Origin of the sequence: Pontibacter russatus (assembly GCF_009931655.1) — a bacterium.
Classification (GTDB): Bacteria; Bacteroidota; Bacteroidia; order Cytophagales; family Hymenobacteraceae; genus Pontibacter; species Pontibacter russatus.
On sequence record NZ_CP047984.1, the window covers coordinates 645,222 to 668,895 of the forward strand.

23 protein-coding genes are annotated in these 23,674 nt (G+C 55.0%); 10 read left to right on the top strand and 13 right to left on the bottom strand.

The features are described 5' to 3' along the window. Positions 1-73: 73 nt before the first annotated feature. The 5 genes from moaA to GSQ62_RS02640 form a co-directional block, all read right to left on the bottom strand. Complete coding sequence (gene moaA / locus GSQ62_RS02620) at positions 74-1,063, bottom strand: GTP 3',8-cyclase MoaA (protein ID WP_161888065.1); 990 nt, start codon at positions 1,061-1,063, stop codon at positions 74-76. A 210-nt stretch (positions 1,064-1,273) separates the two neighbouring features. Beyond that, a complete protein-coding gene (locus GSQ62_RS02625; RefSeq protein WP_161888066.1) occupies positions 1,274-1,765 on the bottom strand; it encodes a hypothetical protein in 492 nt (163 codons plus the stop codon). A 217-nt stretch (positions 1,766-1,982) separates the two neighbouring features. Further along, a complete protein-coding gene (locus tag GSQ62_RS02630; protein ID WP_161888067.1) occupies positions 1,983-4,127 on the bottom strand; it encodes a xanthine dehydrogenase family protein molybdopterin-binding subunit in 2,145 nt (714 codons plus the stop codon). A gap of 2 nt (positions 4,128-4,129) precedes the next feature. Continuing rightward, on the bottom strand, positions 4,130-4,591 hold the full coding sequence (locus GSQ62_RS02635; protein ID WP_161888068.1) for a (2Fe-2S)-binding protein: 462 nt from the start codon (positions 4,589-4,591) through the stop codon (positions 4,130-4,132). A 78-nt stretch (positions 4,592-4,669) separates the two neighbouring features. Beyond that, positions 4,670-5,266, bottom strand: a complete 597-nt coding sequence (locus tag GSQ62_RS02640; RefSeq protein WP_161888069.1) for a nucleotidyltransferase family protein — start codon at positions 5,264-5,266, stop codon at positions 4,670-4,672. A 491-nt stretch (positions 5,267-5,757) separates the two neighbouring features. Between GSQ62_RS02640 and GSQ62_RS02645 the strand changes: the two genes are divergently transcribed. Further along, positions 5,758-6,225 (top strand): MaoC family dehydratase, encoded by a 468-nt coding sequence (locus tag GSQ62_RS02645; protein WP_161888070.1) that lies wholly within the window; start codon positions 5,758-5,760, stop codon positions 6,223-6,225. Between the two features lie 32 nt (positions 6,226-6,257). Here GSQ62_RS02645 and GSQ62_RS02650 read toward each other — a convergent pair whose 3' ends face one another. Beyond that, positions 6,258-6,995 carry a Mut7-C RNAse domain-containing protein gene (locus GSQ62_RS02650; RefSeq protein ID WP_161888071.1) on the bottom strand — a complete coding sequence of 246 codons (738 nt, stop codon included), beginning with the start codon at positions 6,993-6,995 and terminating at the stop codon, positions 6,258-6,260. 73 nt (positions 6,996-7,068) lie between these two features. Beyond that, on the bottom strand, positions 7,069-7,374 hold the full coding sequence (locus GSQ62_RS02655; RefSeq protein ID WP_161888072.1) for a Dabb family protein: 306 nt from the start codon (positions 7,372-7,374) through the stop codon (positions 7,069-7,071). A gap of 436 nt (positions 7,375-7,810) precedes the next feature. Between GSQ62_RS02655 and GSQ62_RS02660 the strand changes: the two genes are divergently transcribed. Together GSQ62_RS02660 and GSQ62_RS02665 are read left to right on the top strand one after the other, a co-directional pair. Next, on the top strand, positions 7,811-9,115 hold the full coding sequence (locus tag GSQ62_RS02660) for an NCS2 family permease (protein ID WP_161888073.1): 1,305 nt from the start codon (positions 7,811-7,813) through the stop codon (positions 9,113-9,115). Positions 9,116-9,341: 226 nt separating this feature from the next. Then, positions 9,342-10,019 (top strand): hypothetical protein, encoded by a 678-nt coding sequence (locus tag GSQ62_RS02665; protein WP_161888074.1) that lies wholly within the window; start codon positions 9,342-9,344, stop codon positions 10,017-10,019. Positions 10,020-10,336: 317 nt separating this feature from the next. On the opposite strand, the gene glgX is transcribed toward GSQ62_RS02665, so the two are convergent. Both glgX and GSQ62_RS02675 read right to left on the bottom strand, forming a co-directional pair. Further along, the gene (gene glgX / locus GSQ62_RS02670) at positions 10,337-12,475 is read right to left on the bottom strand and encodes a glycogen debranching protein GlgX (protein ID WP_161888075.1); all 2,139 of its coding nucleotides are present in this window, start codon (positions 12,473-12,475) and stop codon (positions 10,337-10,339) included. 548 nt (positions 12,476-13,023) lie between these two features. Then, positions 13,024-13,677 carry a response regulator transcription factor gene (locus GSQ62_RS02675; protein ID WP_237586925.1) on the bottom strand — a complete coding sequence of 218 codons (654 nt, stop codon included), beginning with the start codon at positions 13,675-13,677 and terminating at the stop codon, positions 13,024-13,026. Positions 13,678-13,926: 249 nt separating this feature from the next. Here GSQ62_RS02675 and GSQ62_RS02680 point away from each other — a divergent pair, with 249 nt between their 5' ends. Further along, entirely contained in the window at positions 13,927-14,511 is a 585-nt protein-coding gene (locus GSQ62_RS02680) for a heme NO-binding domain-containing protein (protein ID WP_161888077.1), read from the top strand. A gap of 14 nt (positions 14,512-14,525) precedes the next feature. Here GSQ62_RS02680 and GSQ62_RS02685 read toward each other — a convergent pair whose 3' ends face one another. Together GSQ62_RS02685 and mscL are read right to left on the bottom strand one after the other, a co-directional pair. After that, the gene (locus tag GSQ62_RS02685; protein WP_161888078.1) at positions 14,526-15,041 is read right to left on the bottom strand and encodes a YdeI/OmpD-associated family protein; all 516 of its coding nucleotides are present in this window, start codon (positions 15,039-15,041) and stop codon (positions 14,526-14,528) included. Between the two features lie 135 nt (positions 15,042-15,176). Next, entirely contained in the window at positions 15,177-15,611 is a 435-nt protein-coding gene (gene mscL, locus GSQ62_RS02690; protein ID WP_237586927.1) for a large conductance mechanosensitive channel protein MscL, read from the bottom strand. A 776-nt stretch (positions 15,612-16,387) separates the two neighbouring features. On the opposite strand from mscL, the gene GSQ62_RS02695 reads away from it, so the two are divergent. The 5 genes from GSQ62_RS02695 to GSQ62_RS02715 all read left to right on the top strand — a co-directional run bounded on the left by GSQ62_RS02695 (position 16,388) and on the right by GSQ62_RS02715 (position 20,520). Then, entirely contained in the window at positions 16,388-16,768 is a 381-nt protein-coding gene (locus tag GSQ62_RS02695) for a hypothetical protein (protein WP_161888079.1), read from the top strand. A 111-nt stretch (positions 16,769-16,879) separates the two neighbouring features. Beyond that, positions 16,880-18,046: a sigma-54-dependent transcriptional regulator gene (locus GSQ62_RS02700; protein WP_161888080.1), complete on the top strand. Its 1,167-nt coding sequence runs from the start codon at positions 16,880-16,882 to the stop codon at positions 18,044-18,046. A 200-nt stretch (positions 18,047-18,246) separates the two neighbouring features. Next, a complete protein-coding gene (locus GSQ62_RS02705; RefSeq protein WP_161888081.1) occupies positions 18,247-19,599 on the top strand; it encodes an MATE family efflux transporter in 1,353 nt (450 codons plus the stop codon). Positions 19,600-19,680: 81 nt separating this feature from the next. Next, positions 19,681-20,256 (top strand): DUF922 domain-containing protein, encoded by a 576-nt coding sequence (locus GSQ62_RS02710; RefSeq protein WP_161888082.1) that lies wholly within the window; start codon positions 19,681-19,683, stop codon positions 20,254-20,256. A gap of 63 nt (positions 20,257-20,319) precedes the next feature. Continuing rightward, positions 20,320-20,520 carry a hypothetical protein gene (locus GSQ62_RS02715; RefSeq protein ID WP_161888083.1) on the top strand — a complete coding sequence of 67 codons (201 nt, stop codon included), beginning with the start codon at positions 20,320-20,322 and terminating at the stop codon, positions 20,518-20,520. On the opposite strand, the gene GSQ62_RS02720 is transcribed toward GSQ62_RS02715, so the two are convergent. Further along, positions 20,467-22,035, bottom strand: coding sequence for an FAD-dependent oxidoreductase (locus tag GSQ62_RS02720; protein WP_161888084.1), 1,569 nt, complete (start codon positions 22,033-22,035; stop codon positions 20,467-20,469). The two genes, GSQ62_RS02715 and GSQ62_RS02720, sit on opposite strands and share 54 nt — an antisense overlap. 69 nt (positions 22,036-22,104) lie before the next feature. Then, complete coding sequence (locus GSQ62_RS02725) at positions 22,105-22,287, bottom strand: hypothetical protein (RefSeq protein ID WP_161888085.1); 183 nt, start codon at positions 22,285-22,287, stop codon at positions 22,105-22,107. Positions 22,288-22,352: 65 nt separating this feature from the next. Between GSQ62_RS02725 and GSQ62_RS02730 the strand changes: the two genes are divergently transcribed. Continuing rightward, positions 22,353-23,321, top strand: a complete 969-nt coding sequence (locus tag GSQ62_RS02730) for a PA0069 family radical SAM protein (protein WP_237586929.1) — start codon at positions 22,353-22,355, stop codon at positions 23,319-23,321. Positions 23,322-23,674 lie beyond the last annotated feature (353 nt).

Here is a 23,674-nt window from a genome sequence, read left to right on the forward strand (position 1 = left end):
ACGCAGAAAGATAGTTTGATGCTGATAAGTCAGTAGTAAAAGGGGGTTGGCTGCTCTTGACTCTACACTGAAGCTACCCACCAATCGTGGCCATCGAAGCGCTTAAAGAGGAACGGCCTGTGTTGTTCTTCTCGGCCACCCATCCGTTTAAGTCCTTCTGGTTTACAGCTTTATAGAGCGCAGCCTGGATTTCTTCTTCAGTTGCCCCGCTGCGAAGCAGGTCTTTAAAATTGAGCACGCTGCCCCCGTAAAGGCAGGTTTTCAGATCGCCCAGCGGCGTGAGCCGGATGCGGTTGCAGGTGCCGCAGAAGGAGCGCGTGTAGGCGGCTATGATGCCCACGTTTCCTTTGTGCCCCGGAATCTGGTAATTGAAGGAAGTGGAGAAAGGCGGGTCGACCAGTTTATATATAGCCGGATATTTTTCCTTTATCGTTTCCAGAATTTGCACATGGTCCCAGCCCAAACTTTTAGCGTGAGCTTCGTCGCCGTTAAAGGGCATTTCCTCGATAAAACGCACACTGATAGGCAGGTCTTTGGTGAGCGCCACCAGCGGCAGGATGTCGTCGGTGTTTTTGCCTTCCATCACCACGGCGTTCAGCTTAACGTCGATTTCATGGTGCAGCAGTTGCTCAAGGGTTTCCAGCACGCTTGGCAGTTCGTCGCGGCGCGTGATGGCGAAAAAACGGTTGCGGTCTAAGGTATCGAGGCTGAGGTTGACGGATCGGACGCCGATTTTCTTGAGTTCCGGCACGAAAGGAGCTGTCAGCACGCCGTTCGTGGTAATAGTCAGTTGCTGCAGCCCATCCAGCTGAGAGAGTTTTGTGAGAAAGGGCATAAAGCCTTTCCGCACAAAGGGCTCACCGCCCGTGATGCGAATTTTCTCAATGCCCGTTTTCACAAACACCGAACAAAGATGCAGCATTTCCTCGTAGCTCATCAGCTCTTCCCGGCCCAGCCAGTCGATTCCCTCCTCCGGCATGCAGTAAAAGCACCGCAGATTGCACCTATCCGTTACGGCCAGCCTCAGGTAGTTTATCGTTCTTCCGTGTTTGTCCTTTAGCATATAAAATTCTCTTCGAGCCGATGTGGCTATATATGGCTTTGCTTTGTTGGCAGCAGCCACAGGTATTTTGCATAGAATTGGCTATCGACACTGTACTTGGCTAAACGACGACCGAAAGACATGTCTCCCGAAGTCCAGCATAATAGAAAAGAAGCAACGTTAACAATGTTGAAATCCATCTGACGTTTAGGTGTCGAAAGCTGCTATCTTTTAATTATCTTCTGCAGATTTGTCTATAAATACAATACCAAATTTGTAGCACGCGGCCCGGAAAGATTCTTTGACAACATTCAAGGCATTATTAATTTCTTGCCCTCTATATCCATAAAACTCAATCCAAAATGTAGCTCCACTACCTCTGAATTCAAAAGAATACTCATCAATAGAAAAATCGGTATTATATAGAGCAGAGACAATCGCTTGAGAAGACCATTCAATTTCCTCTAATAGTTGGTTCTCAATTTCAGACTCCTTCTCAAGTTCATCCATTATCTCTTCAAGATAATCTCTCCTATCTTCACCAATTTCCTCATCAAAACGCTGTAATTTTTCTTCTACCGATTTTAATTCTGGTATTGCAGCTTTAAACTCATCTATAGAAACATTTTCTCTGTAATGTCGAACTTTCTTGATAAGTTGTCCAAGTTGATGATTATAAGAGCCAATCGGGGCTTCCATATACTCATATTTTAATAAGCTCATAATATTTGGTTATAAAAAGTTTGTCAGTTTTAAAGTGCAGCTAATTACGGCTTATATATGTCCCTAAAATAGCACGGCCTAACATTTAGCAGCTATATATAATACATGCTTAGCTCTACCCAGAAACTTAAACATGCCGCCCGGTCAATGGCATCAACCCTCACCCGACGGCATGTTTATATATAGTCAGCGAAACTGGGATTGACAGGTTCTCTACCTAAACCGTTTTCAACTCTTCCTGTTCCACGAACGGCTGGCTGCGGAGGCGCTTGCCGGTAGCCTTGAAGATGGCATTTGCCACGGCACCGCCTGTCGGTGGAAGCGCCGGTTCACCCAGACCTGTCGGGTCAATGCCGTTATTTACAAAGTGCACCTCTACTTCCGGTATTTCCTTCATCCGGATCAGGCGGTACGAGTTGAAGTTCTGCTGCTCTGGCGCACCATTTTTAAACGTCAGGTTGCTGTACATAGCATGGCTCAAACCATCCACGATACCACCGCACACCTGCTGTTTCGCACCGCTCAGGTTCACCACCATGCCACAGTCTGAGGCCGCATATATCTTCGTGAGCACCGGCTTTTTATTTTCCATCACTACCTCTCCCACCTGCGCCACGTAGGAGCGGTGCGAAAAGTAAACGCTGAACCCCTGCGCCACGCCTTTCTTCTTGCCCCAGCCCGATTTCTCGGCGGCCAGTTCTATCACGCCTTTCATGCGGTTTATGTCGTATTTGATTTCCCCAACTGGCGTTTTCTTGGCTTTGTCCAGCAGCTCCAGCCGAAACTGCACCGGGTCTTTGCCAGCGGCATGCGCTACTTCATCAAGAAACGACTGCTCGGCAAAAGCCAGGAAGTTGGTGATAGGCGCGCGCCAGGGGCCGGTGGTGATAGGAGACTTGTGCTCCACCGAATCGATCAGCAGGTTGTCTACGGCACCTGAGGGGAAGTTGTCCTCACGGGTCGGGTTGCCGGAGTTCATGCCTACGCCCCGCAGCTTGTAGCCAATCATGTTGCCATTGGCATCGAGAGCCGCCTCAAAACGGTAACGCACCGCCGGACGGTAGGTGCCGCCGGTCATATCGTCTTCGCGGGTCCAGATAACCTTAACGGGTGCTTTGATGATGCTGGAGAGTTCGGCAGCCTCCAGGGCAAAATCAGCACTTAGCCGGCGACCGAATCCGCCGCCGAGGCGGGTCAGCTGCACCGTCACTTTCTTCGGGGCTATTTTCAGCAGTTCGGCCACCTGGTCGCGGGCCCGTTCCGGTGTTTGTGTCGGGCCCACCAGTTCCACCCCGTCCGGGCGCACATGCGCAAAAAAGTTCATTGGCTCCATCGGGCTGTGCGACAGGAACGGGCACTGGTATTCGCTCTTGATGACTTTGGCAGCCGATTTGAAAGCAGCCTCCACATCCCCGTCTTTTCGGCGCACTTCTGCGTTCGGGCTGTTGAGGAGCTCTTTAAATATGCGGTCATGGTCCGCGCTGCTTTCCAGCGCCGCCTCTGGCTCATACTCTACTTTCAGGGCTTTGCGGGCTTTGTTCACCTGCCATGTCGATTTGCCCACCACGGCCACGTTGTTTTTGAACGTCACCACGTCCACAATGCCGGGCATGGCTTTTGCTGCTGCGGCATCTACTGATTTCAGTTTCAAACCAAAGGCCGTCGGGCGCTGAATCATCGCAAACAGCATCCCCTCTTTGTAGAAATCAAGCCCGTAAAGTGGTTTGCCCGTTACCATCTCGTGGTTGTCCACGTTGCGGACTGCCGTACCAATCAGCTTAAAATCCTTCGGGTCTTTCAGCTTCACATTCTCCGGCACCGGCACTTTGGAAGCCTCAGTAGCCAGCTCGCCGTAGCTCAGTTTCTTGCCGTTGGCAGGGTTCAGCACAAAGCCATTTTCTGTTTTGAGCGCGCTTGCAGGTACTTTCCAGCGTTTGGCGGCAGCCTCAACGAGCATGTGGCGCGCAGTGGCTCCCGCTTTGCGCAGGCGCTCCCACGAGTGCGGCACAGCCCCGCTGCCACCCGTTACCTGGCGCTCAAATTTTTTCGTGTCGAGCGGCGCCTGCACCACTTTCACCTTCGTCCAGTCAGCATCCAACTCCTCGGCCACAATCATCGGGAAGGAAGTCTTGATGTTCTGGCCCAGCTCAGGGTTCGGGGAGAGAATGGTCAAGATGCCATCCGGGGAAAGCGCTAAATAGCTGTTAAAATTAATTTCGCCTGCGGCAATGGCGGTGTCGCTCACCACCTCGAGGGCCGACGCCAGGGAGCCGGTCCAGCTAAAGCCCAGGAAAAGCCCGCCACCCGCAGTGGCAGCCAGCTTCATAAAATTGCGTCTGCTTGGTTTGGATAGAGTCGACATGGCTATTTGGTTTTAGTGGCGGCTAAGGCAACGGCTTCGCGGATGCGGTGGTAGGTGCCGCAGCGGCAGATGTTGCCGTTCATGGTGTTTTCTATATCCGCTGTGCTCGGGTTCGGGTTCTTGTTGAGCAAGGCCACGGCCGTCATAATCTGGCCTGCCTGGCAGTAGCCGCACTGAGCCACGTCCACTTCGTCCCAGGCCTGCTGCACCGGGTGGTCGCCGTTGGCGGACAGCCCTTCGATGGTGGTGACGCTGGCGTCGCCGACGGAGGAAACCGGCAGCACGCAGGAACGGGTGGCGTTGCCATTGACATGCACCGTGCAGGCACCGCACTGCGCAATTCCGCAACCATACTTGGTTCCGACCAGCCCCAGGTTGTCGCGCAGCACCCACAGCAAAGGGGTGTCTGATTCAACGTCGGCCTCGTAGCTTCGGCCGTTGATTTTCAGCTTATATATGGCCATAGGAAATAGTAGATATGATTTTTAAAGTAAGGTAAGCATATAATAGCAAATCAAGAAAAAATGTTCAAAATTATCAACTTAACCCTTTGACTCCGTTCTTCTTAACAAGGCATAATCTTCCGGTGTGTCGATGTCTATGGCACCCAGGGCAAATGGCATGTCGGCCACATCTTCGTTGTGCCGGAACAGCAGTTTCTTGGCTCCCTCTTTCCCCCGCAGGTAAAGCAGTTCATCAAAATAATCCTTGCTGAAAAGCACGGGCGTGCCCAGGGTGTCCTTGTACTGGCAGGCGACAATGCCCTTACCACTCGACTCCTTTGTGTGTATCAGGCTGTTGAGCAGGGATGCTTTCACAAAAGGTTGATCGCACACCATCAGGATAACGCCCTCCGTATGCGGCGCGGCAGTCAGCAGGGCAGAAAGGCCGCAGCGTATGGAGGAACTCATCCCCTCCTGCCAATCCGGGTTGTGGACCGTGGCGACGGATTTACTCGCCTCTTCCGGCATATATAAATTAGTGTTCGCTCCCAGCACTACGATTACCGGCTGGCAGTTGGTGGCGAGCGCGGCGTTGACGGCGTGCTGCAGCAGGGTTTCCCCCTTGTATAGAAGCTCCTGCTTCGGCTCCCCCATCCGGGCGGAGGCCCCCGCCGCCAGTATGACTATTCCTATCATCGACTTTCTTTAATTTAAGACAAAAGTATCAGGACACAAGACTTTAGACATTAGATTTTAGACATGAGACATTAGATGGTACCCTTGATTGGCTGCTTTCCTGTATATGCTAATTCCGGAAGCTCCCCATCCTTAGCGACAGCCACTTTCTGAAAATCTATTCCGACGCCTGCTTTTGTCTATAGTCAGGCCTATGTCCTATATATGGTGCGCGTTGCGCTGTTTCCGTACCAGCCACGTTAGAGCCTGCCTTATTTTGAGGCGTCGCGCATATAGCGGCATATACCGAAATTACCTATATTGAGCCGGTGTTCGAGCACGCGCTGCCGCACAGGCGCCGGTGCTCCCCAACCAGGCCGCCCCCGGCCGCACAAACTTAAGTTAACCTTTCGCACCCGAAGCCCATATAGGAGGTAGCCACGCTGTTTCCGCAGGCGGTGCGGGAGCAGGGTATTGACAGGAAATTTAACCTTTGTTATATATAAACTTTAATGAGCAAGCTAACTATCGGGAGCCTGAAAGAGCTCGAGCAGCACGAAGGGGCTGAAATGGGTGTGTCAGATTACCATACCATTACGCAGGAGCAAATAAACAAGTTTGCCGACGCCACCCTGGACCACCAGTGGATACACCTCGACGCGGAGCGGGCCAGAACGGAGACACCCTTCGGAAGCACCATCGCCCACGGCTACCTCACCGTGTCGCTCCTGCCCTACCTGTGGTCGCAGATTGCCTTGATTGAAAACCTGAAGATGCAGGTGAACTACGAGATCGAGAGCCTGCGCTTTAACCAGGCCGTGACGGTGAACAGCGCCGTGCGCCTGCGGGCAAAACTGCTTTCGGTGAAAGACCTGCGCGGCATCGCCAAGGCGAGGCTGGAGGTAACGATGGAGATTCAGGACAGCAAAAAACCCGCCTTCACCGGCATCATCACCTTCCTGTACCACTTCAACAGCTAAGCTATATATGGCTTACTTATAAACACTTACAATCAGATCCAGTGTTCTATAATCCGTTGCATCCGGTCGTAATGTGAGCCTTTCCAGTAAACGCGGTTACAGCCAGTGCATTGGTAGAACTCGTGGAAATATAGCCTGGTTTTGGGAGGAAGCTGCGCTATTACGCTTTCCTTCGGCACTTCGGTGATGGTGCCGTTGCAGGCGATGCAGCGGGAGAAAGGCTGTAGCCGGTCCTGCAGGTTGAAGTAGGTGATGACCTCCTGCAGTTGCGCCTCCAGGTGCTGGGAGCGCAGCCAGTAGCCCCATTGTATAGACTTCTGTTTTAGCAGCCCGACGTCCCGCGTCAGGACGGTGCGGTTTTCGGATTGAGCTATATGAGCGATGTCCTGATCGGTGTAGTCGTTGCGATAGCAGCTGTCGAAGCCCAGCATCCGCAGCGCCCTGGCCAACCTGCCCAGATGCACATCCAACACAAACTTCTCCGGGGCGGCCTCGCCGGAGCGCAGCGAAAAATCAGCAGGAAAGAACTCCCTCCAGCCCGCCGGATAAACGGCTACAGTATCGCCCGGCTGCAGGGAGTGGTAAAAACCTACAGGCTTTTCATTTATTAAAATCACCGCTACTTCCGGGTGGGGCACACCCAGCGCTTCGATGGCATCTTTCACGGCCGGGGCACCGGCAAACCTATATAGCAGCTGCATTTCCCGTTTCGCCCTGGGCAGGAAGTCGTTCAGGCTGCCGTAGAAAGTGAAGGTGGCGGAGTTGTCCATGTCCTGTGCCGCCGTTGTGTCGGTTATATATAGCCGGAGCCGCCACGCTTGTGGCAGCGGCTCCGGCTACACTTTATTTTACATCTGTGGCATCATACACCACCACCTTAGCCCAGAGCGAGGAGCACTTCTCTACAAAGGCTTTGTGTACCGGGTGTACCTGGTAAACCTCCTGGTCCTCCAGGTTGTCGAAAATCAGCAGCCACGACACGTCGTAGCCTTTCTCGATTACATCCCTGTTGGTGCTGGCCGGCTCTCCGATGTGTAAGGTCCGGATTTCCTTGATAGACGTCATTTCGCGCAGGCCTTCCAGCAGTTTCGCTTTATCTTCTTCCGAACCGGCATTCTTAAGCCAGAAAAATACGTGGTGTACAAACATGTCTTTCGTTTTAGTTTATATATAGGTTTAGAAACAAGCAGGTGCCGCAGCACCTGCTGGCCTGAAATTAACAGTTATCAGGGCGAATAACAATATATAGCCCAGTCCTAAAGCTCCGGGGGCGGGGATCATGGCCTGAGACGAAAATGGCCGATACATGAATCGAAGGCGGCTGATGTAATTTAGAAGTTCATCCTGACCATCCTTAAATCCTGAAATCCTGGGGGTAGGGGCCCTTGAGAAGATTCAGATTAGTGCGAGGAAGTTTCGTGCAGGCCGCGACCTGTCCCTATGAAAGCATGTCGGCATGCAACCTGCCCGTTTCTAACAGCTGTACCCACCTTTTATAATCCTGTTAACCTGCTTTTTCTTAATTTTGGCTTTCTTTGCCGGTTCAAGGCCGGTAAAAGCGCCCGTGTCATAACGCAGATACAACATGCAGGACTTTTTTGAACTGAAGAAGAACAACACTACGGTGCAAACCGAGATTATTGCCGGAGTCGCTTCTTTTCTGGCCACCTCCTATATCATTGTCGTCAACCCCAGCGTCCTCAGCCAGGCCGGGATGCCCTTTGCCGGGGTGCTGACAGCCACGGTCATCGTCTGTTTCTTCAGCAGCCTGATGATGGGGCTGTACGCGAAGAACCCCATCATTGTAGCGCCCGGCATGGGCCTGAACGCCTTCTTTACTTACTCAGCGGTGCTGGGGCTGGGGGTTACGTGGCAGGTCGCGCTGGGGGCGGTGTTCTGGTCGGGCATTGTGTTTCTGCTGCTGTCGGCCTTCAACATCCGCACGCTTATCCTGCTGGCCATTCCGCGGCCCCTCCGCTATGCCATCGCGGCGGGCATCGGCCTGTTCATCACGCTGATAGGTTTTGCCAATGCCAAATTCATCGTGGCCAACCCGGCTACCATCCTCAGCATCGGCGACATAACGCCCTCCGTGCTCACCTTCCTGGCCGGTCTGCTCCTGACGGCCGTTCTGCTGACGAAGCAGGTGAAGGGCGGCATCCTGTTCGGTATCCTCTTCACCACGCTGGCCGCCTACCCGCTGGGCCGCTGGTGGGGCCTGGGTGCGGACCCGCAGGTGAACTGGCAGGGTGTTTTCGCCGCGCCCGATTTCAGCCTGCTGCTGCAGCTGGACTATATAAACTCATTACAGTGGGCGGTGGTGCCGGTTATCTTCGCGTTTGTGTTTACGGATATGTTCGACAGCATCTCTACCTTCGTGGGCCTGGCCGAGGCCGCCAACCTGACGGACGCGCAGGGCCAGCCCCGGAACATCAAACGCTCCCTGATGACGGACGCCTTTGCCACTACCCTAGCCGGACTGGTCGGGTCTAGCCCCGGCACGGCCTATATAGAGTCGGCGGTGGGGATAGAGGCAGGCGGGCGCACCGGGCTCACGGCGGTGGTGGGCGCGCTGCTGTTTCTGCCGTTCCTGTTCCTGGCACCGCTGCTTTCCGTTATTCCGGCCATCGCCACCGCCCCGGCGCTGGTGCTGGTGGGCGTGTTTATGGTGCGCCCTGTCACGAAGGTAGACTGGCAGCAACTGGACGAGGCGATTCCGGCATTTCTGGCAATGGTGCTGATTCCGTTTTCCTACTCCATCACGCAGGGCATCATATGGGGCTTTCTGAGCTGGACGGCCATGAAACTGGTGAGCGGGAAGACGCAGGATATCACCCTGGCGCTGCTGGTGATTGACGCTTTCTGCATCCTGGCCCTTTTCGTACACTAAAAGGACCGCAAGATATATAAACGCATTGCGCAGGCAGTGCCTCTTACCTGAAAAAGAGCCGCTTCGGGAGGTACTTTTGGGGCTTTAACAATAAAAAGTGCATTTTTAAAGTTAACTTTAGTAGTCTTGTACTTCACCGCATCAGCAAAACACTTAAAATAACGCTCTAACGCATAAATATTTTGTTTCACCCTGGCTACTTCGCCCGGACATCATTCTCAAAACCATGAAGTCATTCTTTTTACTCTTAATCTTTGCGTCGTCTTTCACCGTTGCCAGCGCACAGGGAACAGCTAAAGAGGGAGCTCCTGCCAATAACTCGCTCGCCAGGCAGTTCAAAAATCTGAAGGACGACGCCAACTCCTACGTGGAAAACAACAGGACTTACAAAGTTGTCAATGTAAAGGCCCTGGATGCGTTCTGGAAAAGTGTGCAGGACTCGATGGAGGCGCGTGAGAAAGCGCTGCTGGAGGCAGGTAAAGAAAGGGACGAGGAACTGGCGCAGGCCAAGGAGAATATCCAGCAGCAGAACAGCCAGCTGCAGGCCCTGAAAGAGCAGTATGCCGCCAAGGAGAAGGAAGTGGAGCAGAGCGCCTACAACGTGGCCAACCTCTCGGTGCTGGGGATAGATATGGAAAAGCAGAATTACGTGATACTCAGCTTCGCCGTCATCATTATCCTGCTCGTGCTGTCGGGCATTTTCCTGATGCAGTACAGGAGCAGCAAGCTGGTGGCCGTTGAGAAACAACGGGCCTTTGAGGAGATAGACCAGGAATACAACGAGTACAAGAAAAACGCCCGGGAGAAAGAGCTGAAGGTGAAGCGCGAGCTGCAGACCGAGATGAACCGGATCGATGAGCTGAACCAGCAGATCGCCGCGCTGAAGAAGCAATCGCATGTGTAAGCGGCAGCGTAACTGGATTTACTGAGTTCCGGGTGGAACAAGCTTAGGTTTAGACCACCTCATAATCAGTGTTCAGCAGCATTACATCTGAAATCATATATAAGCCGGGCCCCACTCTGTTACAGAGTGGGGCCCGGCTTATATATGGCTCATGTGGCAAGCTATCAAACTGACGGCTCTCGGGAATTATTAGGCCTGGACTCTAAACTGCTTGCTTGTCCCTCCTTCCGGCCCTTTGTAAATAAGGATAACCGATTGACTTACAGCGATCCATATATAAACCAATCCCCGTGTCTATGCTTCATATATCCTCCAACTCAGCTCTTATCGAGCGGGCACAGCAGCAGCACCATTGAGCGGCCCTCTACTTCAATTGTTTTGCGTGGTGCGTAGGTTTCAGGCTCCTTTTCAAATCCTCCCTCGCTGGAGGTGTCCAGAATTTTGATCCACTTGTCGCCATATCTTTTGGAGGGCAGCCTATAGGTAATGGGCTCGTGGTGGGCGTTGAAAATAAGGTAAAAGCTGTCGTCCTTCACCTGCTCCCCTTTCGGACCCAGGAAGTGGATTCCGTGGCCGTTGAGGAACACCGCCAGCGATTTGGCGTAGTCGTGGCTCCAGTGCTCTTCGTCCATTTCGGTGCCCTCGGGCAGGAACCAGGCAATGTCATATACCCCGGTGCCTTTGATGGGCTGGCCCTGAAACCAGCGCCTGCGACCGAAGGCGGGGTGGTCTTTCTTGAACTTAATGAGCTTCCTGGTAAACCGAAGCATCTTTGTATCCGCTTCCTCCCAGTTCAGCCACGAAATCTCGTTGTCCTGGCAATAGGCGTTGTTGTTGCCTTTCTGCGTGCGGCTGATCTCATCGCCTGCCACCAGCATCGGCACCCCCTGCGACAGGAGGAGCGTAGTCAGCAGGTTGCGCTTCTGCTTCTGGCGCAGCGCCAGCACCGCGGGGTCGTCTGAGGGGCCTTCCACGCCGCAGTTCCACGACCGGTTGTGGCTTTCGCCGTCATTGTTATCCTCGCCGTTCTCCAGGTTGTGCTTCTCGTTATACGAGACCAGGTCGTGCAGCGTGAAGCCATCGTGCGCCGTGATGAAGTTGATGCTGGCGGTAGGGCGGCGGTAGTCGTCCTGGTACAGGTCGGAACTGCCCGTGAAACGCTCGGCAAACTCGGCCAGCATGCTGTGCTCGCCGCGCCAGTAGTCGCGCATGCAGTCGCGGTACTTGCCGTTCCACTCTGTCCAGCCAGCCGGGAAGTTGCCTACCTGGTAGCCGCCCTCGCCCACGTCCCAGGGCTCGGCAATCAGCTTCACCTGCGATATTATCGGGTCCTGGTGGATGATGTCGAAAAAAGAGCCCAGCTTGTCCACCCCGTGCAGTTCGCGGGCAAGCGCGGAGGCCAGGTCAAACCGGAAGCCGTCCACGTGCATTTCCAGAATCCAGTAGCGCAGGCTGTCCATAATCAGGCGGAGCGCGCTGGGGAGGCTGGAGTTCAAAGTGTTGCCTGTGCCGGTATAATCCATATAGAACCGCTTGTTGTCCTCCACCAGGCGGTAGTAAGAGGCGTTGTCTATCCCCTTGAATGAGAGAGTGGGGCCCATGTGGTTGCCTTCGCCCGTGTGGTTGTACACCACGTCCAGGATCACCTCAATACCGGCCTTGTGCAGCGCCTTCACCATGTCCTTGAACTCCACCACCTGCTCTCCGTGGGTGCCGTTGCTGCAGTAGCGCACATCCGGGGCGAAAAAACCAATAGAGTTATAGCCCCAGTAATTCGTCAGGCCCTTCTCCTTCAGGTAGCGGTCCGTTATGAAATGGTGTACGGGCATGAACTCCACCGCTGTGATGCCCAGCTCTTTCAGGTACTTGATCGACTCAGGGTGAGCCATGCCCTTATAGGTGCCCCTTATCTTGTCCGGGATGTCAGGGTGCAGCATGGTGAAGCCCTTTACATGCGCCTCATATATGATGGACCTGTGGTAAGGAATCTTGGGTGCTTTGTCGTCTTCCCAGTCGTACTGCTGATTCACCACAACAGATTTGGGAAGGTAGGGTGCGCTGTCGCTCTCACTCAGGCTAAGATCCTCGTCCTCATGCCCCACCTCGTACCCAAACAGCGAGTCGTGCCACTCCACGGTTCCGGAAATGGCTTTTGCATAGGGGTCGATAAGGAGTTTGTTGGCGTTGTAGCGATTGCCCTGCTCCGGCTCGTAAGGCCCGTGTACACGGTATCCGTAGAGCTGGCCGGGCTTTAATCCAGGGAGGTAGGCGTGCCATATCTGGTGGGTGTGCTCGCCGAGCTTGACTTCCGCGATTTCTTTTCTGGGGTCTTTGGCGTCGTAGAGGCAGAGATCGACTCCGGTCGCGTTTCCGGCGTACAGTGCGAAATTAACTCCTTTTCCGTCCCAGGTAGCGCCCAAGGGATATGGGCTGCCGGGGTAAACATTTATCTGCATATAATTCTTTGGTTTTGCTTTGGCCGCCAGCTACAGCAGCTGGCAGGGGTTTGTGAGATAAGCCATTGCTTTCCGGAGGCTGTAACAGCACAGCGCAGGCAAGCCTCCTACGTATACTTTGTTGAGGCCAAATAGTTGGGGGTAGCCGCATAAAGCCATTCGCATAGGATAAAAGCGCTGGTCAGGTGCTCGGCTATTTCGCCGTGACCTGTTTTATATATGGCCTCTGCGTGCGTTGGATAAGGAGGGGATTTGCAGTATAGCAGCCTGCGCTATATGTAAGCGGCCAGAGGCCGCGGGGTAGCAAGTTATGAGCATAGACGCTCGCACCATATATGCGCATCATATTATGCCGCCAGTTTTAGCGGCGCGGAAACCGGTGGTGCTCTATGGCAGCAGGCTTTCAACTTGCGAGAGTGGCTGGGAGAGAATGCCTTTACAAACTCTCCTCCTGTGCAGCCCCTTTTGTACTGTCGCCAAACTCACGGCACTAATTGCGAGGACGACCTCGCCATCATGGTTTTGCCGCGCATAAAAGTTTGTTGGTGCTATATCAGGTCGAAGGCGCGGGCGTACTGCGTCAGCTCGAAGAAGGACTTTGTCTCCAGCTTCTGCTTGATGTTGCGCCGGTGCGTTTCTACGGTGGTGACGGATATATAGAGTTCCTCGGCCGTCTCGGCGGCGCTCTGCCCCAGCGACATCAGCCGCAGCACCTCCTGCTCGCGCCCCGAAAGCTGGCTGAATTTGTGGTAGTGCCCCCGCAGGAAGTTGTTCTCGTCCAACAGCCTCGTCACTTTCGCGGTGACGTGGTGCAGCGGGTCTATCGGCATGGCTACGGTAATGGTGAGCAGCGGTGCTCCTGCCTCGTCGCGCATAAAAATTTTGGTGGTGCTGAGGTGCCAGGCCCAGGGCTGGCCCTGGTTGGTGCGCACTTGCTGGAAAAATGAGACGATCTCGTCGTCATCGTTCCGCTCCAGCATGTCCATCACCTTCGGCACGTAATCTTTGGCGTCTTCGGGGTTGAAATAGTTGGTGTAATATGCTGTGCCGATTTGCTTCAGGTGCTGCAGGCTAACGCCCAGTTCGCGCTCGCCGCGCGGCGATATATACTCCACCGTCATCTGCTTCTGCAGGTTGTGGATGATCACCACCCCGGGCAGTTCGTCGGCCACTGCCGCTATCTCACTGATTCTCTGTGCCATTTTTTCCTCCAGCGAGGTTTTGCCCTGCCGAGCTGTGTCATATGCGCCTGCTGTCATAAAGGGGTCTGCTTCTAATTGTCAGGAAAGCGCAGCCGCGCCTCCCTCCGGGCCTTCAACTTTTAACCTGTCTAATTTATACTTAAATCCGTTAATATCCTACTAAAGAAGCCAAGCCAGCTCACTGGGGGTTTGCCTTTTACATTTTTTATGTAAGTTTACGACATGCGGAAATTGCGAAATTCTTTATTTATGGATAGCAGCGACACAACGGGCATAAACAGGCGGGAGGACGTCATGCATGGCTCTATTTTCGCTTTCCTGAAAAGATTTGTGGAAAGCACGTTCGATTACAGCACCTGGGTCAAGATCATGGACATTACCGGCATCAGGCGCACGGGCTACCAGATGCAGGAGATGTACCCTACGCAGGAATTGGTGAAAATTGTGGGCGCCGTAGCCGCCCTCTCGGGCAAAACGCCGCACCAGGTGCAGGAGCAGTTCGGCATGTTCCTGGTACCTGATCTGCTCATGATCTACAAAAAGTACGTGAAGCCCGATTGGAACACCTACGACATGCTGCTGCACGCCGAGGACCACATGCACGGGGCTGTCCGCAAAAACGACACGCGCACCAGCCCGCCCCGGCTGTCGGTGAGCAAGGTGTCGCCGAAGCTGCTGGTCATCGACTATCACTCCGAGCGCCGCCTATCCTACGTCGGCATAGGCATTGTGAAGGGCATCGCCGCCTATTTCAACGAGGCCGAGGAGGTGACCGTGACACCCATGACTAACCCGGACGCAGCGCGCGTGCAGTTGCGGGTGGAGTTTGCGTAGACCTGCTGCCGCACTCAGCTCTTTTTGCCCAGTATTTCCCGAAACGGCTCTTTGCCATGGGGCAGCCGCTTCAGGTTTTCGATCAGCAGGATGGCACGGTCGATGCGCAGCTGGCTGCTTTTGACGCCGCCGACGTGCTGGATGATGTACCGCTGCTTGCCCGGCGGCAGCAGATGGAAGCGGCGGTTTCCCTCCTCGTCCTGCTCCAGCAGTTCGGTTAGCTCTGGCGGCATCTCCACCCCGTAGGCGCTGTTGTCTTTCGTTAGCGCCACCGTCACCGTGTCGCCGTGGCGCACCTTTGCCTGCTTCATGCGCGCGGCGTTCAGGCTGATATAGCCGCTGCCCTGCCCCAGCGCCACCAGGCCACACTGAAACGTGCAAGCCCCGTTGACGGTACACAGGAGCCGCACGTTCAGCTTGCCGCCCAGTTGCAGCACCACCGCTTCCGGCACCTCCACATAATGCACGCCCATCAGGTACTCGAGCCGCCGGATGGGCGTGGCATAGGCGATGGGCTTTTCTGGTGGCATACAGGGCTTCGTTTTAGCAGGCTAGAGTAAAGAATGGCGGCATATCCATATAGACGCTGGCACGGGCGAGGACACGAAACAGAGGCTGATGGGATATGAAAAAGCCCGGGCTCGTGGTCCCGGGCTATATATAAGCTACCTGGATGCGATTTGGCGGAGCGAGTCGCGCATCTCGGTGAGCAGGATCTCCTCTTTGGTGGGAGCTGGCGGCACCTCCGGGGCAGCAGCCTTCTTGCGCATCAGCTGGTTCATGGCTTTCACGAGCAGGAAGATGATGAACGCCAGGATGAGGAAGTAAATGAGCACCGTCACAAAATTTCCCCAGGCAAACACCGCCCCGAGCTTGCGGGCCTCCTCCAGCGCAAGGCCTTTGGGCACATCGGCCGAAAGCGGTATGTAGTAACTCGAAAAATCGACGTCGCCGATGAGGGTGCCCACCAGCGGCATGATCAGGTCGTTGACGATGGAGTCGACGATGCGGGCGAAGGCCGCGCCGATGATAACGCCCACCGCCAGATCCATGACGTTGCCGCGCATGGCAAACTCTTTAAACTCAGACAGCATTCCCATAGTAGTACAGTTGGTTAAGGGTTATATAGTAGTTTCAATATACGCACAATGGCTGCCGATCCCTTACGCCTGCTCCCCCGTCTGCTCCTGAGCAGTATGTCAGCAATGGTAAATATATAAATTCATCCGGAACACAAAGCATTTCCCGGCTTAAAAATATGGATAGTTTATATTTATTCCCTATTGGTTTCTTCGTAAATACCGTGTTGATTGCGTCTATTGGGATGTACAGCAGCTAGAGGAATAAGCAAAATAATTCCCGAGTTCGCGTCAACTTGATAATTGACAGGACGCGAACGTCCACGCTCGTGACCTGCTATCCCGCGGCTCCCGGGCGCACTGCGCACCGAATACTGCCCGGGTACTATACGCGCATGTGGCCGCGCCATGTAGGCCGTCTGAGAAATATTAAATTATCATGCCACACCACTGCACAAGGCCCTTATTGTCAGCTTTTTAAATTTATATAGCGCTGTAGTGAATTTCTTTCTGTTATATAATGTATTAACCTTAGCTTTGCCTCAGGAAAGAACGCTTCGTTTCGTTATGGGTACGAGTCCTGTTCTGGCAGTGGCCGGAACTCCTGCAACAGATGCTGCAGGGGGTGTACAAGATCTGAAAGGTATTCGTTCGGGCTGGGGGGCCGCCCGGGCCTTATATCCCGCCACTAACCATAAATCAGGGACTAACCACAACAAACAGAGCGCGTTGAGAGTTATATGCTCTCGGCTATCAGAACATTAGCTTACCGACAAAACACATTAAGTCTAAATATTATGGAATGCATTGATCTTCGAACCGGCTATATGCTGCTGGCTTTCAGAAGCCAGAAGGAAGTGGAGCGGGCAAAGGCCCTGAGCGAGTTACGGGGAATCCGCGTTGCCAGCGCCCTTGACTACGGGGAAATGACAGAAAGCGACGCCGCCAGCTTCGTGAAACCAGTACAAATTGAAGGCAGGGAACTGTTCACCAATTATACCACCCAAAACCCGGACGCGCAGTGCGACACAGCCAAAGCCTCTCTGCGCACCGCACTCGACTATCTAAATGCCATCAACGGCATGGAATGCGACTACGTGCTGCTCTACGAGAAAGAGGAGCCGCTGCTGCAGGTGCGGGTGCCGGCGCAGGCCGAGCCGGAGGCGCCGCTCGCTTAGAGCAGCTGCCCGGCGGCGGTATCGGTGTGGCTGTTTTTGCGTAAAACCACTGACCGACTTGACGCGCGGCCCACGAATCGCTAACTTATCCTGACAACACCACATAAAACTATGCCCAAAATATTAATTGTAGATGATGAGCGGGCTATCCGGTACACGTTAAAAGAAATCCTGGAGTTTGAGAGCTACACCGTAGACGAGGCCGAGGACGGCGAGAAAGCCCTGCAGCTGCTCGGCCGCTCGAAGTACGATGTGGTGCTCTGCGACATCAAGATGCCCGGCATGGACGGCATTGAGGTGCTGGAGAAAGCCATGGAAATCTCGCCCGACACCCCCTTCATCATGATCTCCGCCCACGGCACCATCGACACGGCCGTGGAGGCCACTAAAAAGGGTGCCTACGATTTCCTGCAGAAGCCGCCGGACCTCAACCGCCTGCTGGTGAGCGTGCGCAACGCCCTCGACAAATCGAGCCTGGTGACGGAGACAAAGATACTGAAGAAGAAAATCTCCAAAACCTATGAGATGGTAGGCAGTTCCCCCGCCCTCTCCCGCGTGAAGAGCGCCATCGAGAAAGTGGCGCCCACCGATGCGCGCGTGCTCATAACCGGGCCCAACGGCTCCGGCAAGGAACTGGTGGCCCGTGCCATACACGAGTACAGCAACCGCAGCAACGGCCCGCTGATAGAGGTGAACTGCGCCGCCATCCCGAGCGAACTCATCGAGAGTGAGCTTTTCGGCCACGAAAAAGGCTCCTTTACCTCGGCGGTGAAGCAGCGCATCGGCAAGTTTGAGCAGGCCAACGGCGGCACGCTGTTCCTCGACGAGGTGGGCGACATGAGCCTCTCTGCACAGGCCAAGGTGCTGCGCGCCCTGCAGGAGCACAAGATTACGCGCGTGGGCGGCGACAAGGACATTCAGGTGGATGTGCGCGTGGTGGCGGCCACTAACAAAAACCTGCTGCAGGAGATCGAGGCCCGCAACTTCCGCGAGGATTTGTACCACCGCCTCGGTGTCATCCTCATCCACGTGCCCCCGCTCAACGACCGCCGCGAGGACATCCCGGACCTGGTGCAGAAGTTCCTCAACGACATCGCCAACGACTACGGCAACAAACCAAAGACTATCTCCCCGGAAGCCATCCGTTTTCTGCAGGAGTTGGACTGGCGCGGCAACGTGCGCGAACTCCGCAACGTGGTGGAGCGCCTCGTGATCATGAGCGGCCCCGAAATTTCACTGGAGGACGCCCAGGCCTACGCCCGCCCCGTCACGACGTAAGAATTTGTATATAAAAGCATGACAGCCTCTGCAGCTCCATAGGTGTAGAGGCTGCTGCTATATAGGCAAAGCCACTTTGGCCCCAGTACCCGCATAAGTCTTCAGCTTTTCGCTCCCTCCACCGAGCATCCTTCTGAATACCCACACCGCGTCCGCAGAAAAAGCGCTACTTTTGAGGGCCGAATCAAGAGACCGCGTGCATGGACAGCTTCACCTATAAACAACATTTCTCCAAAAACTTCACGCTCGCCTATCCAGTGATGCTCAGCCAGCTGGGCCATATCATGGTGAGCGTGTTTGACAGCCTGATGGTGGGGCAGGCGGGCACACTGCCGCTGGCGGGGGCCTCGCTGGGCAACAGCATTTTTACGCTGGCGATGGTGTTCGGGCTGGGCGTGTCGTACAGCATCACACCGCTGATTGCCGCTGCCGACGGCCGCCGGAACCACACACGCATCTCGCTGCTGCTGCTCAACGGGTTGGTGTCCAATGTGCTGCTCGGCGTCGTGCTCTTCCTTATGGGCTACCTCCTCTCGCCTTACATCACCCTGCTGGGGCAGCCGCAGCAGGTGGTGGCCCTCGCCATACCCTATATCAATATCCTGTTCCTGTCGATGGTGCCGCTGATGGTGTTCCAGGCTTTCCGGCAGTTCGCCGAGGGGCTCTCGCTCACCAAGCAGGCGATGTGGATCTCCATCGTGGCAAATTCTCTGAATATTATTCTGAATTATATCTTAATTTTCGGTAAGTTAGGGTTCGAGCCAATGGGGCTGGTGGGCGCCGGTTGGGCAACGCTGATTTCGCGAGTGGTGATGGCCATGATGATGGCAGGATACGTGCTGCGTGCAAAGCGCTTTGAGGTTTTCCACCATTTCCTGCGGCTGCGCCACCTGTCCTTCCTGCACATGTACCGCATTTTCCGGCTGGGCCTGCCCATATCGGTGCAGATGATCTGCGAGATGGGCGCCTTTAGTTTCTCTGCCGTGATGATCGGGTGGCTGGGAGCTAAAGAACTGGCCGCGCACCAGATTGCCATCAACGTGGCCGCTGTCACTTACATGATGGCAAGCGGTATTGCGGCTGCGGCCACCATCCGGGTGGGTAACCAAAAGGGACTCGGAAATTTCAGGGCCATGCGCATGGCGGGCATCAGCAACCTGGTGATGGGAGCACTTTTCATGATCGGCAGCGGTCTGCTGATCATGCTGGGAAACAGGATTATCCCAATGTTGTACATTGATGACCCAGAGGTGATCCGCATCGCTTCCTCGCTGCTGGTGATCGCCGCGCTGTTCCAGATTTCGGACGGAGTGCAGGTGGTGGGGCTTGGTGCCCTGCGCGGGATAGAGGATGTAAAAGTGCCGGGCCTGATATCGCTGCTGGCCTACTGGGGAATTGGCCTGCCCATTGGCTATTTCCTGTGCTTTAAAGCAGGCTTTGGGGTAGACGGTATATGGACGGGGCTGCTGGCTGGGTTGACAGTGGCCGCGTTGCTGCTTACATTGCGGTTCCGCGCGCTAAGCAGCCACCTGCTCCACAGCAAAAATATGTGATAGCGGCGTCTTTCCGGAATTAAAATCCATCCGCTCCTGTTGCCGTAAAAGAATTGTATTTTTAACTTTTAGCCGAGAAGAATGTACACCTTTACCGTATTCCTGTCGTTGTGGGCAAGAATATTGCTTCCCCTCCTCTTTCCGGACGCTGCCGCTGCAAAAAAGGAAATGATCGCCGCCCCTGAAGAGAAAGTATATACTGAGCAGGTGCGCTGGTCGCCGGACCGGCGCCTGTCCTGGGAGGATTTTAAGGCAGACCCGGATGCCGAGAACCCTCACCACGCCCTGACGGCGGCCAACCTGGCCGTAAACGCGCAGTGCCAGCAGAACGGTTTTTCTTACCAAGTGAGCTGCGTGTTCCTGCCTAGCCAGTCATGGACGAAAAACGTTGAATCGGAGAAATTGCTGAAGCACGAGCAGCTGCACTTCGACCTGACGGAGGTGCATGCCCGCCTGCTGCGCCGTGAGCTGGAGGCGCTGGGCTGCGCTGATCTGAAGGACAAGCTCAGCGTAACCGTAACCAACGCATTCGCGCATTGGAAGGCCGAGCAGAGCGCCTTTGACGACGACTGCAAACACGGACTGAACGCGGCAAGAGAGCGCGCATGGGCCGCAGACATTGCGCAGCGGCTGAAGCAGCTGGAAGCCTACCAGTAAGCATTAACTGTCCACTCCGTTCCGGAAACATTATTACGAGGATTCTCGCGCCATATAAATGCCATGCGCACCAAGCAGCCGGAGGCGAAGAAGCCATATATAAAAGCGGAAGCCATCGCCCTGATCTACGGCGATGGCTTCCGCTTTTACATACAGGGCTATATGGACCCGATGATCCTCAACCTTATAGCGACACAAAATTTTGTGTCGCTACGGCATGCCCTTCGGGCTATTCATGCCAGGACTTTCATCTACTTTATCTAAATCAGAGGTGGCGGGCCCGGTGATTACTTTGCCGAGCGGGTCGAAACGGGAGCCGTGGCAGGGGCAATCCCAGGAGCTTTCCACATCGTTCCAGGTGACGATGCAGCCCATATGCGTACAGACGGCGGAGAATTTATGCCGCACGCCGTCCTGATCGCAGTACACGGCCACCTTCGCCATCCCGTCGCGCAGGATGCGGCCGGTGCCCGGCAATACCTGCGACGGATCGTCTACCTCGCCGCCCGTCACGTATTCCTTCAGCTGCGCCGCCACATTCAGGTTGTGCTTCAGGTATTCGCCTGCCGCTTTCATGGGGCTGCGGCCGGGGTCATACAGGCTGGCCCACGGGTTCTGGCGGCCCATGATCAGGTCGGTGATGAGCATGCCCCCGATCGTGCCGTGGGTGGTGCCGTGGCCTGAGTCGCCGGTAATGATATAGACATTGTCCGCATCACCGGGGTTGCGGCCTATATAGGCCAGGCCGTCCACCGGCTCGAACACCTGCCCCGACCAGCGGTACTCCACTTCCTGCGACTCCGGGAAATTCAGGCGCGTCCAGCGCTCCAGTTCCTGAAAGTGCTTGATCAGGTGGTGGTCCTGCCCCGTCTTGTGGTCCCCGCCGCCCACAATCAGCACGTCATAATCCATATCGGCACCGGTGCTGCGCTGCAGCCGGATATAATGGTAAGGGTCCTTCATGTCCCAGTACAGGGCGTCTGGCACAGCGTTCTTGGGCACCCGCACCCCGATGGCGTACGTGCGGTACGCTTCCAGTTTGGTGTGCATGGTCACCTTGTCATTCACGGGTGTGTTGGTGGCCACCACCAGGTGGTTTGCCGAAACAGCGTGTCCTCCCTCCGTTACTACCGTTGTTACCGGACCAGTTTCAAAACTAACCACGTGTGTACTTGTAAAAATCCTTCCGCCCTTATCGAGTATGGCGCCCGCCAGTCCTGCCATATATTTCATAGCGTGGATGCGCCCTTGGTTAGGGTAGTGCAGGCAGGGCAAGGCGGTTAGGTACGGGGCCGGGCACTGCTTCCGCAGCACCACGTCGTGCCAGCCTATTTGCTGCAGGGCCTCCAGTTCCTGTAGCAGCAGTTGCTCCTCCTCTGGGGTGGTGGCCACCAGGTAACCGTCCACACGGGCAAAATCGCAGTCGATGTTGGCGTCTTTGGCAATTTCCTCTATCTTATCGATGGCTTTGCCGTGGCTCTGGGCAGCCAGCCGGGCTCCGTCTTTACCGAATTGCTTTACCAGGTTATAATACCGCTCGTCGAGGGCGTTGGAGAGGTGGGCCGTGGTACGACTGGTTTCGCCGCCGCCGATGCTCTTCGACTCCAGCACAACCACACGTTTCCCCTCCTTCGCCAGCAGGTAGGCCGTGGTCAGGCCTGAAATGCCTGCACCCACCACGCACACATCGCAGGTCAGGTTCTCCTGCAGTTGCGAGGTGCTTGGCAAGGTGATATTTTTCTCCCAGATGGGCAAAGTGGCTCCGGATTCCTGTTTCATAGTTTATAGTTTTAGTACTTATAGCGGCTGCGATAGCTCTTTTGCAGGCAATAGCCCTGTTGCATAGGATTACGGTGTGGCGGGCCTTATGTTGCTACAGCTGCCATCGGCTCCATGGATGAGGATATCTTCCAGGATAGCTGCCTGCCACTTTTTCTGCTGTTGCCTTCGCTGGCGCAGGTTTACCGCCAAGGCCAGGTCCTCCTTTCCCTGAGAGAGCCTGTCACTGTTCCTTCTAGAGGATTTTTTCAAAAAACATTTTTATATACACCAAATATATTAGCAAACTAATTATATTAGCATCAGTAAAACTGAAGATGAAAGCAGCAAACTATTTGAAAGGCCGAGGGGCGCAGTACAAGCCAGCCAACCCGTACCGAAAGCAGGAGTACGTCGCGGCGCACGTGGAGGGGCTGGATGAACCGATGCTCTCCAATACGCACACCGAGTTCCTGACGGAGCGACCGAAGACGGTGGTGAACAAGGTGGAGAGCCCCGACCTGGGGATAGGCTATTCTCTGAACCCGTACCAGGGCTGCGAGCACGGCTGCGTTTACTGCTATGCCCGCAACACCCACCAATATTGGGGTTATGGCGCGGGGCTCGACTTTGAGCGGAAGATTATTGTGAAGGAGGACGCCCCACAGACGCTGGCGCGGCAACTGGAGAGCAAAAACTGGCAGGTGATGCCCATTATGCTGGCCGGCAACACCGACTGCTATCAGCCGATTGAGGCAAAGAAAAAACTGACGCGCCAGATATTGGAAGTGCTGCTGCAGTACCGCCACCCCGTCAGCATCATCACCAAGAACGCGCTCATCCTCCGCGACCTGGACCTTCTGGCGGAGCTGAACAAACTTGGCCTTGTGCATGTGAACATCAGCATCACTACCCTGGATGAGAAGTTGCGCCAGAAGCTGGAGCCGCGCACGGCCTCGGCGGCCAAGCGCCTGGAGGTGGTGCGGCAACTCAGCACCGCCGGGCTGCCGGTAAATGTGATGGTGGCCCCCATCATTCCCGGCCTCAACGACTCCGAGATTCCGGCCATATTGAAGCAGGCGGCAGAAGCTGGCGCCTGCAATGCCGCCTACACCATCGTGCGCCTTAACGGCAGCGTGGGCCCCATCTTCGAAGACTGGATCAGGCAGACCTTCCCGGACAGGGCGGAAAAGGTTTTGAAGCAGATAGCCGACTGCCACGGCGGTCAGATGAACGACAGCCGCTTTGGCACCCGCATGCGGGGGAGGGAAAATTTGCGGAGGCCATCGGCAGGCTGTTCCGGATGAGCAGGCAGAAATATATGGGAGGCCGCAGCACCAGGCCCTATGACTACAGCCACTTCTGCCAGCGCGGCGGCAGGCAACTTGGTTTGTTTTGATGGGCTGTGTTTATGTTGTGGAGTATATATAGCAGCTTAGGCACTACCCAAGCTATATATGCAGCCTGTATATGAACTCGAACTATATATGAATTCAACCTATATATTACAACAGCCTATATATGGGTGTAACATATATATGAACGCAGGCCGGGGCCCTAGGATAGCAGACACGAGCGAGGACGCTCGCGTTATATATGCCCTGGGTTCAATAGCATTGATGGAGCGCAGTTACCGCTCCCAACCAAGATCCCCCGGATC

Coding starts and splice junctions, on each gene's coding strand:
- GSQ62_RS02630 (WP_161888067.1), bottom strand. CDS start 4,127: ATGTCGACTCTATCCAAACCAAGCAGACGCAATTTTATGAAGCTGGCT.
- GSQ62_RS02655 (WP_161888072.1), bottom strand. CDS start 7,374: ATGTTTGTACACCACGTATTTTTCTGGCTTAAGAATGCCGGTTCGGAA.
- GSQ62_RS02685 (WP_161888078.1), bottom strand. CDS start 15,041: ATGCCACCAGAAAAGCCCATCGCCTATGCCACGCCCATCCGGCGGCTC.
- GSQ62_RS02695 (WP_161888079.1), top strand. CDS start 16,388: ATGGAATGCATTGATCTTCGAACCGGCTATATGCTGCTGGCTTTCAGA.
- GSQ62_RS02645 (WP_161888070.1), top strand. CDS start 5,758: ATGAGCAAGCTAACTATCGGGAGCCTGAAAGAGCTCGAGCAGCACGAA.
- moaA (WP_161888065.1), bottom strand. CDS start 1,063: ATGCTAAAGGACAAACACGGAAGAACGATAAACTACCTGAGGCTGGCC.
- GSQ62_RS02715 (WP_161888083.1), top strand. CDS start 20,320: ATGCGCACCAAGCAGCCGGAGGCGAAGAAGCCATATATAAAAGCGGAA.
- GSQ62_RS02710 (WP_161888082.1), top strand. CDS start 19,681: ATGTACACCTTTACCGTATTCCTGTCGTTGTGGGCAAGAATATTGCTT.
- GSQ62_RS02665 (WP_161888074.1), top strand. CDS start 9,342: ATGAAGTCATTCTTTTTACTCTTAATCTTTGCGTCGTCTTTCACCGTT.
- mscL (WP_237586927.1), bottom strand. CDS start 15,611: ATGGGAATGCTGTCTGAGTTTAAAGAGTTTGCCATGCGCGGCAACGTC.
- GSQ62_RS02625 (WP_161888066.1), bottom strand. CDS start 1,765: ATGAGCTTATTAAAATATGAGTATATGGAAGCCCCGATTGGCTCTTAT.
- GSQ62_RS02700 (WP_161888080.1), top strand. CDS start 16,880: ATGCCCAAAATATTAATTGTAGATGATGAGCGGGCTATCCGGTACACG.
- GSQ62_RS02730 (WP_237586929.1), top strand. CDS start 22,353: ATGAAAGCAGCAAACTATTTGAAAGGCCGAGGGGCGCAGTACAAGCCA.
- GSQ62_RS02705 (WP_161888081.1), top strand. CDS start 18,247: ATGGACAGCTTCACCTATAAACAACATTTCTCCAAAAACTTCACGCTC.
- GSQ62_RS02660 (WP_161888073.1), top strand. CDS start 7,811: ATGCAGGACTTTTTTGAACTGAAGAAGAACAACACTACGGTGCAAACC.
- GSQ62_RS02635 (WP_161888068.1), bottom strand. CDS start 4,591: ATGGCCATATATAAGCTGAAAATCAACGGCCGAAGCTACGAGGCCGAC.
- GSQ62_RS02680 (WP_161888077.1), top strand. CDS start 13,927: ATGGATAGCAGCGACACAACGGGCATAAACAGGCGGGAGGACGTCATG.
- GSQ62_RS02640 (WP_161888069.1), bottom strand. CDS start 5,266: ATGATAGGAATAGTCATACTGGCGGCGGGGGCCTCCGCCCGGATGGGG.
- GSQ62_RS02675 (WP_237586925.1), bottom strand. CDS start 13,677: ATGGCACAGAGAATCAGTGAGATAGCGGCAGTGGCCGACGAACTGCCC.
- glgX (WP_161888075.1), bottom strand. CDS start 12,475: ATGCAGATAAATGTTTACCCCGGCAGCCCATATCCCTTGGGCGCTACC.
- GSQ62_RS02720 (WP_161888084.1), bottom strand. CDS start 22,035: ATGAAACAGGAATCCGGAGCCACTTTGCCCATCTGGGAGAAAAATATC.
- GSQ62_RS02650 (WP_161888071.1), bottom strand. CDS start 6,995: ATGGACAACTCCGCCACCTTCACTTTCTACGGCAGCCTGAACGACTTC.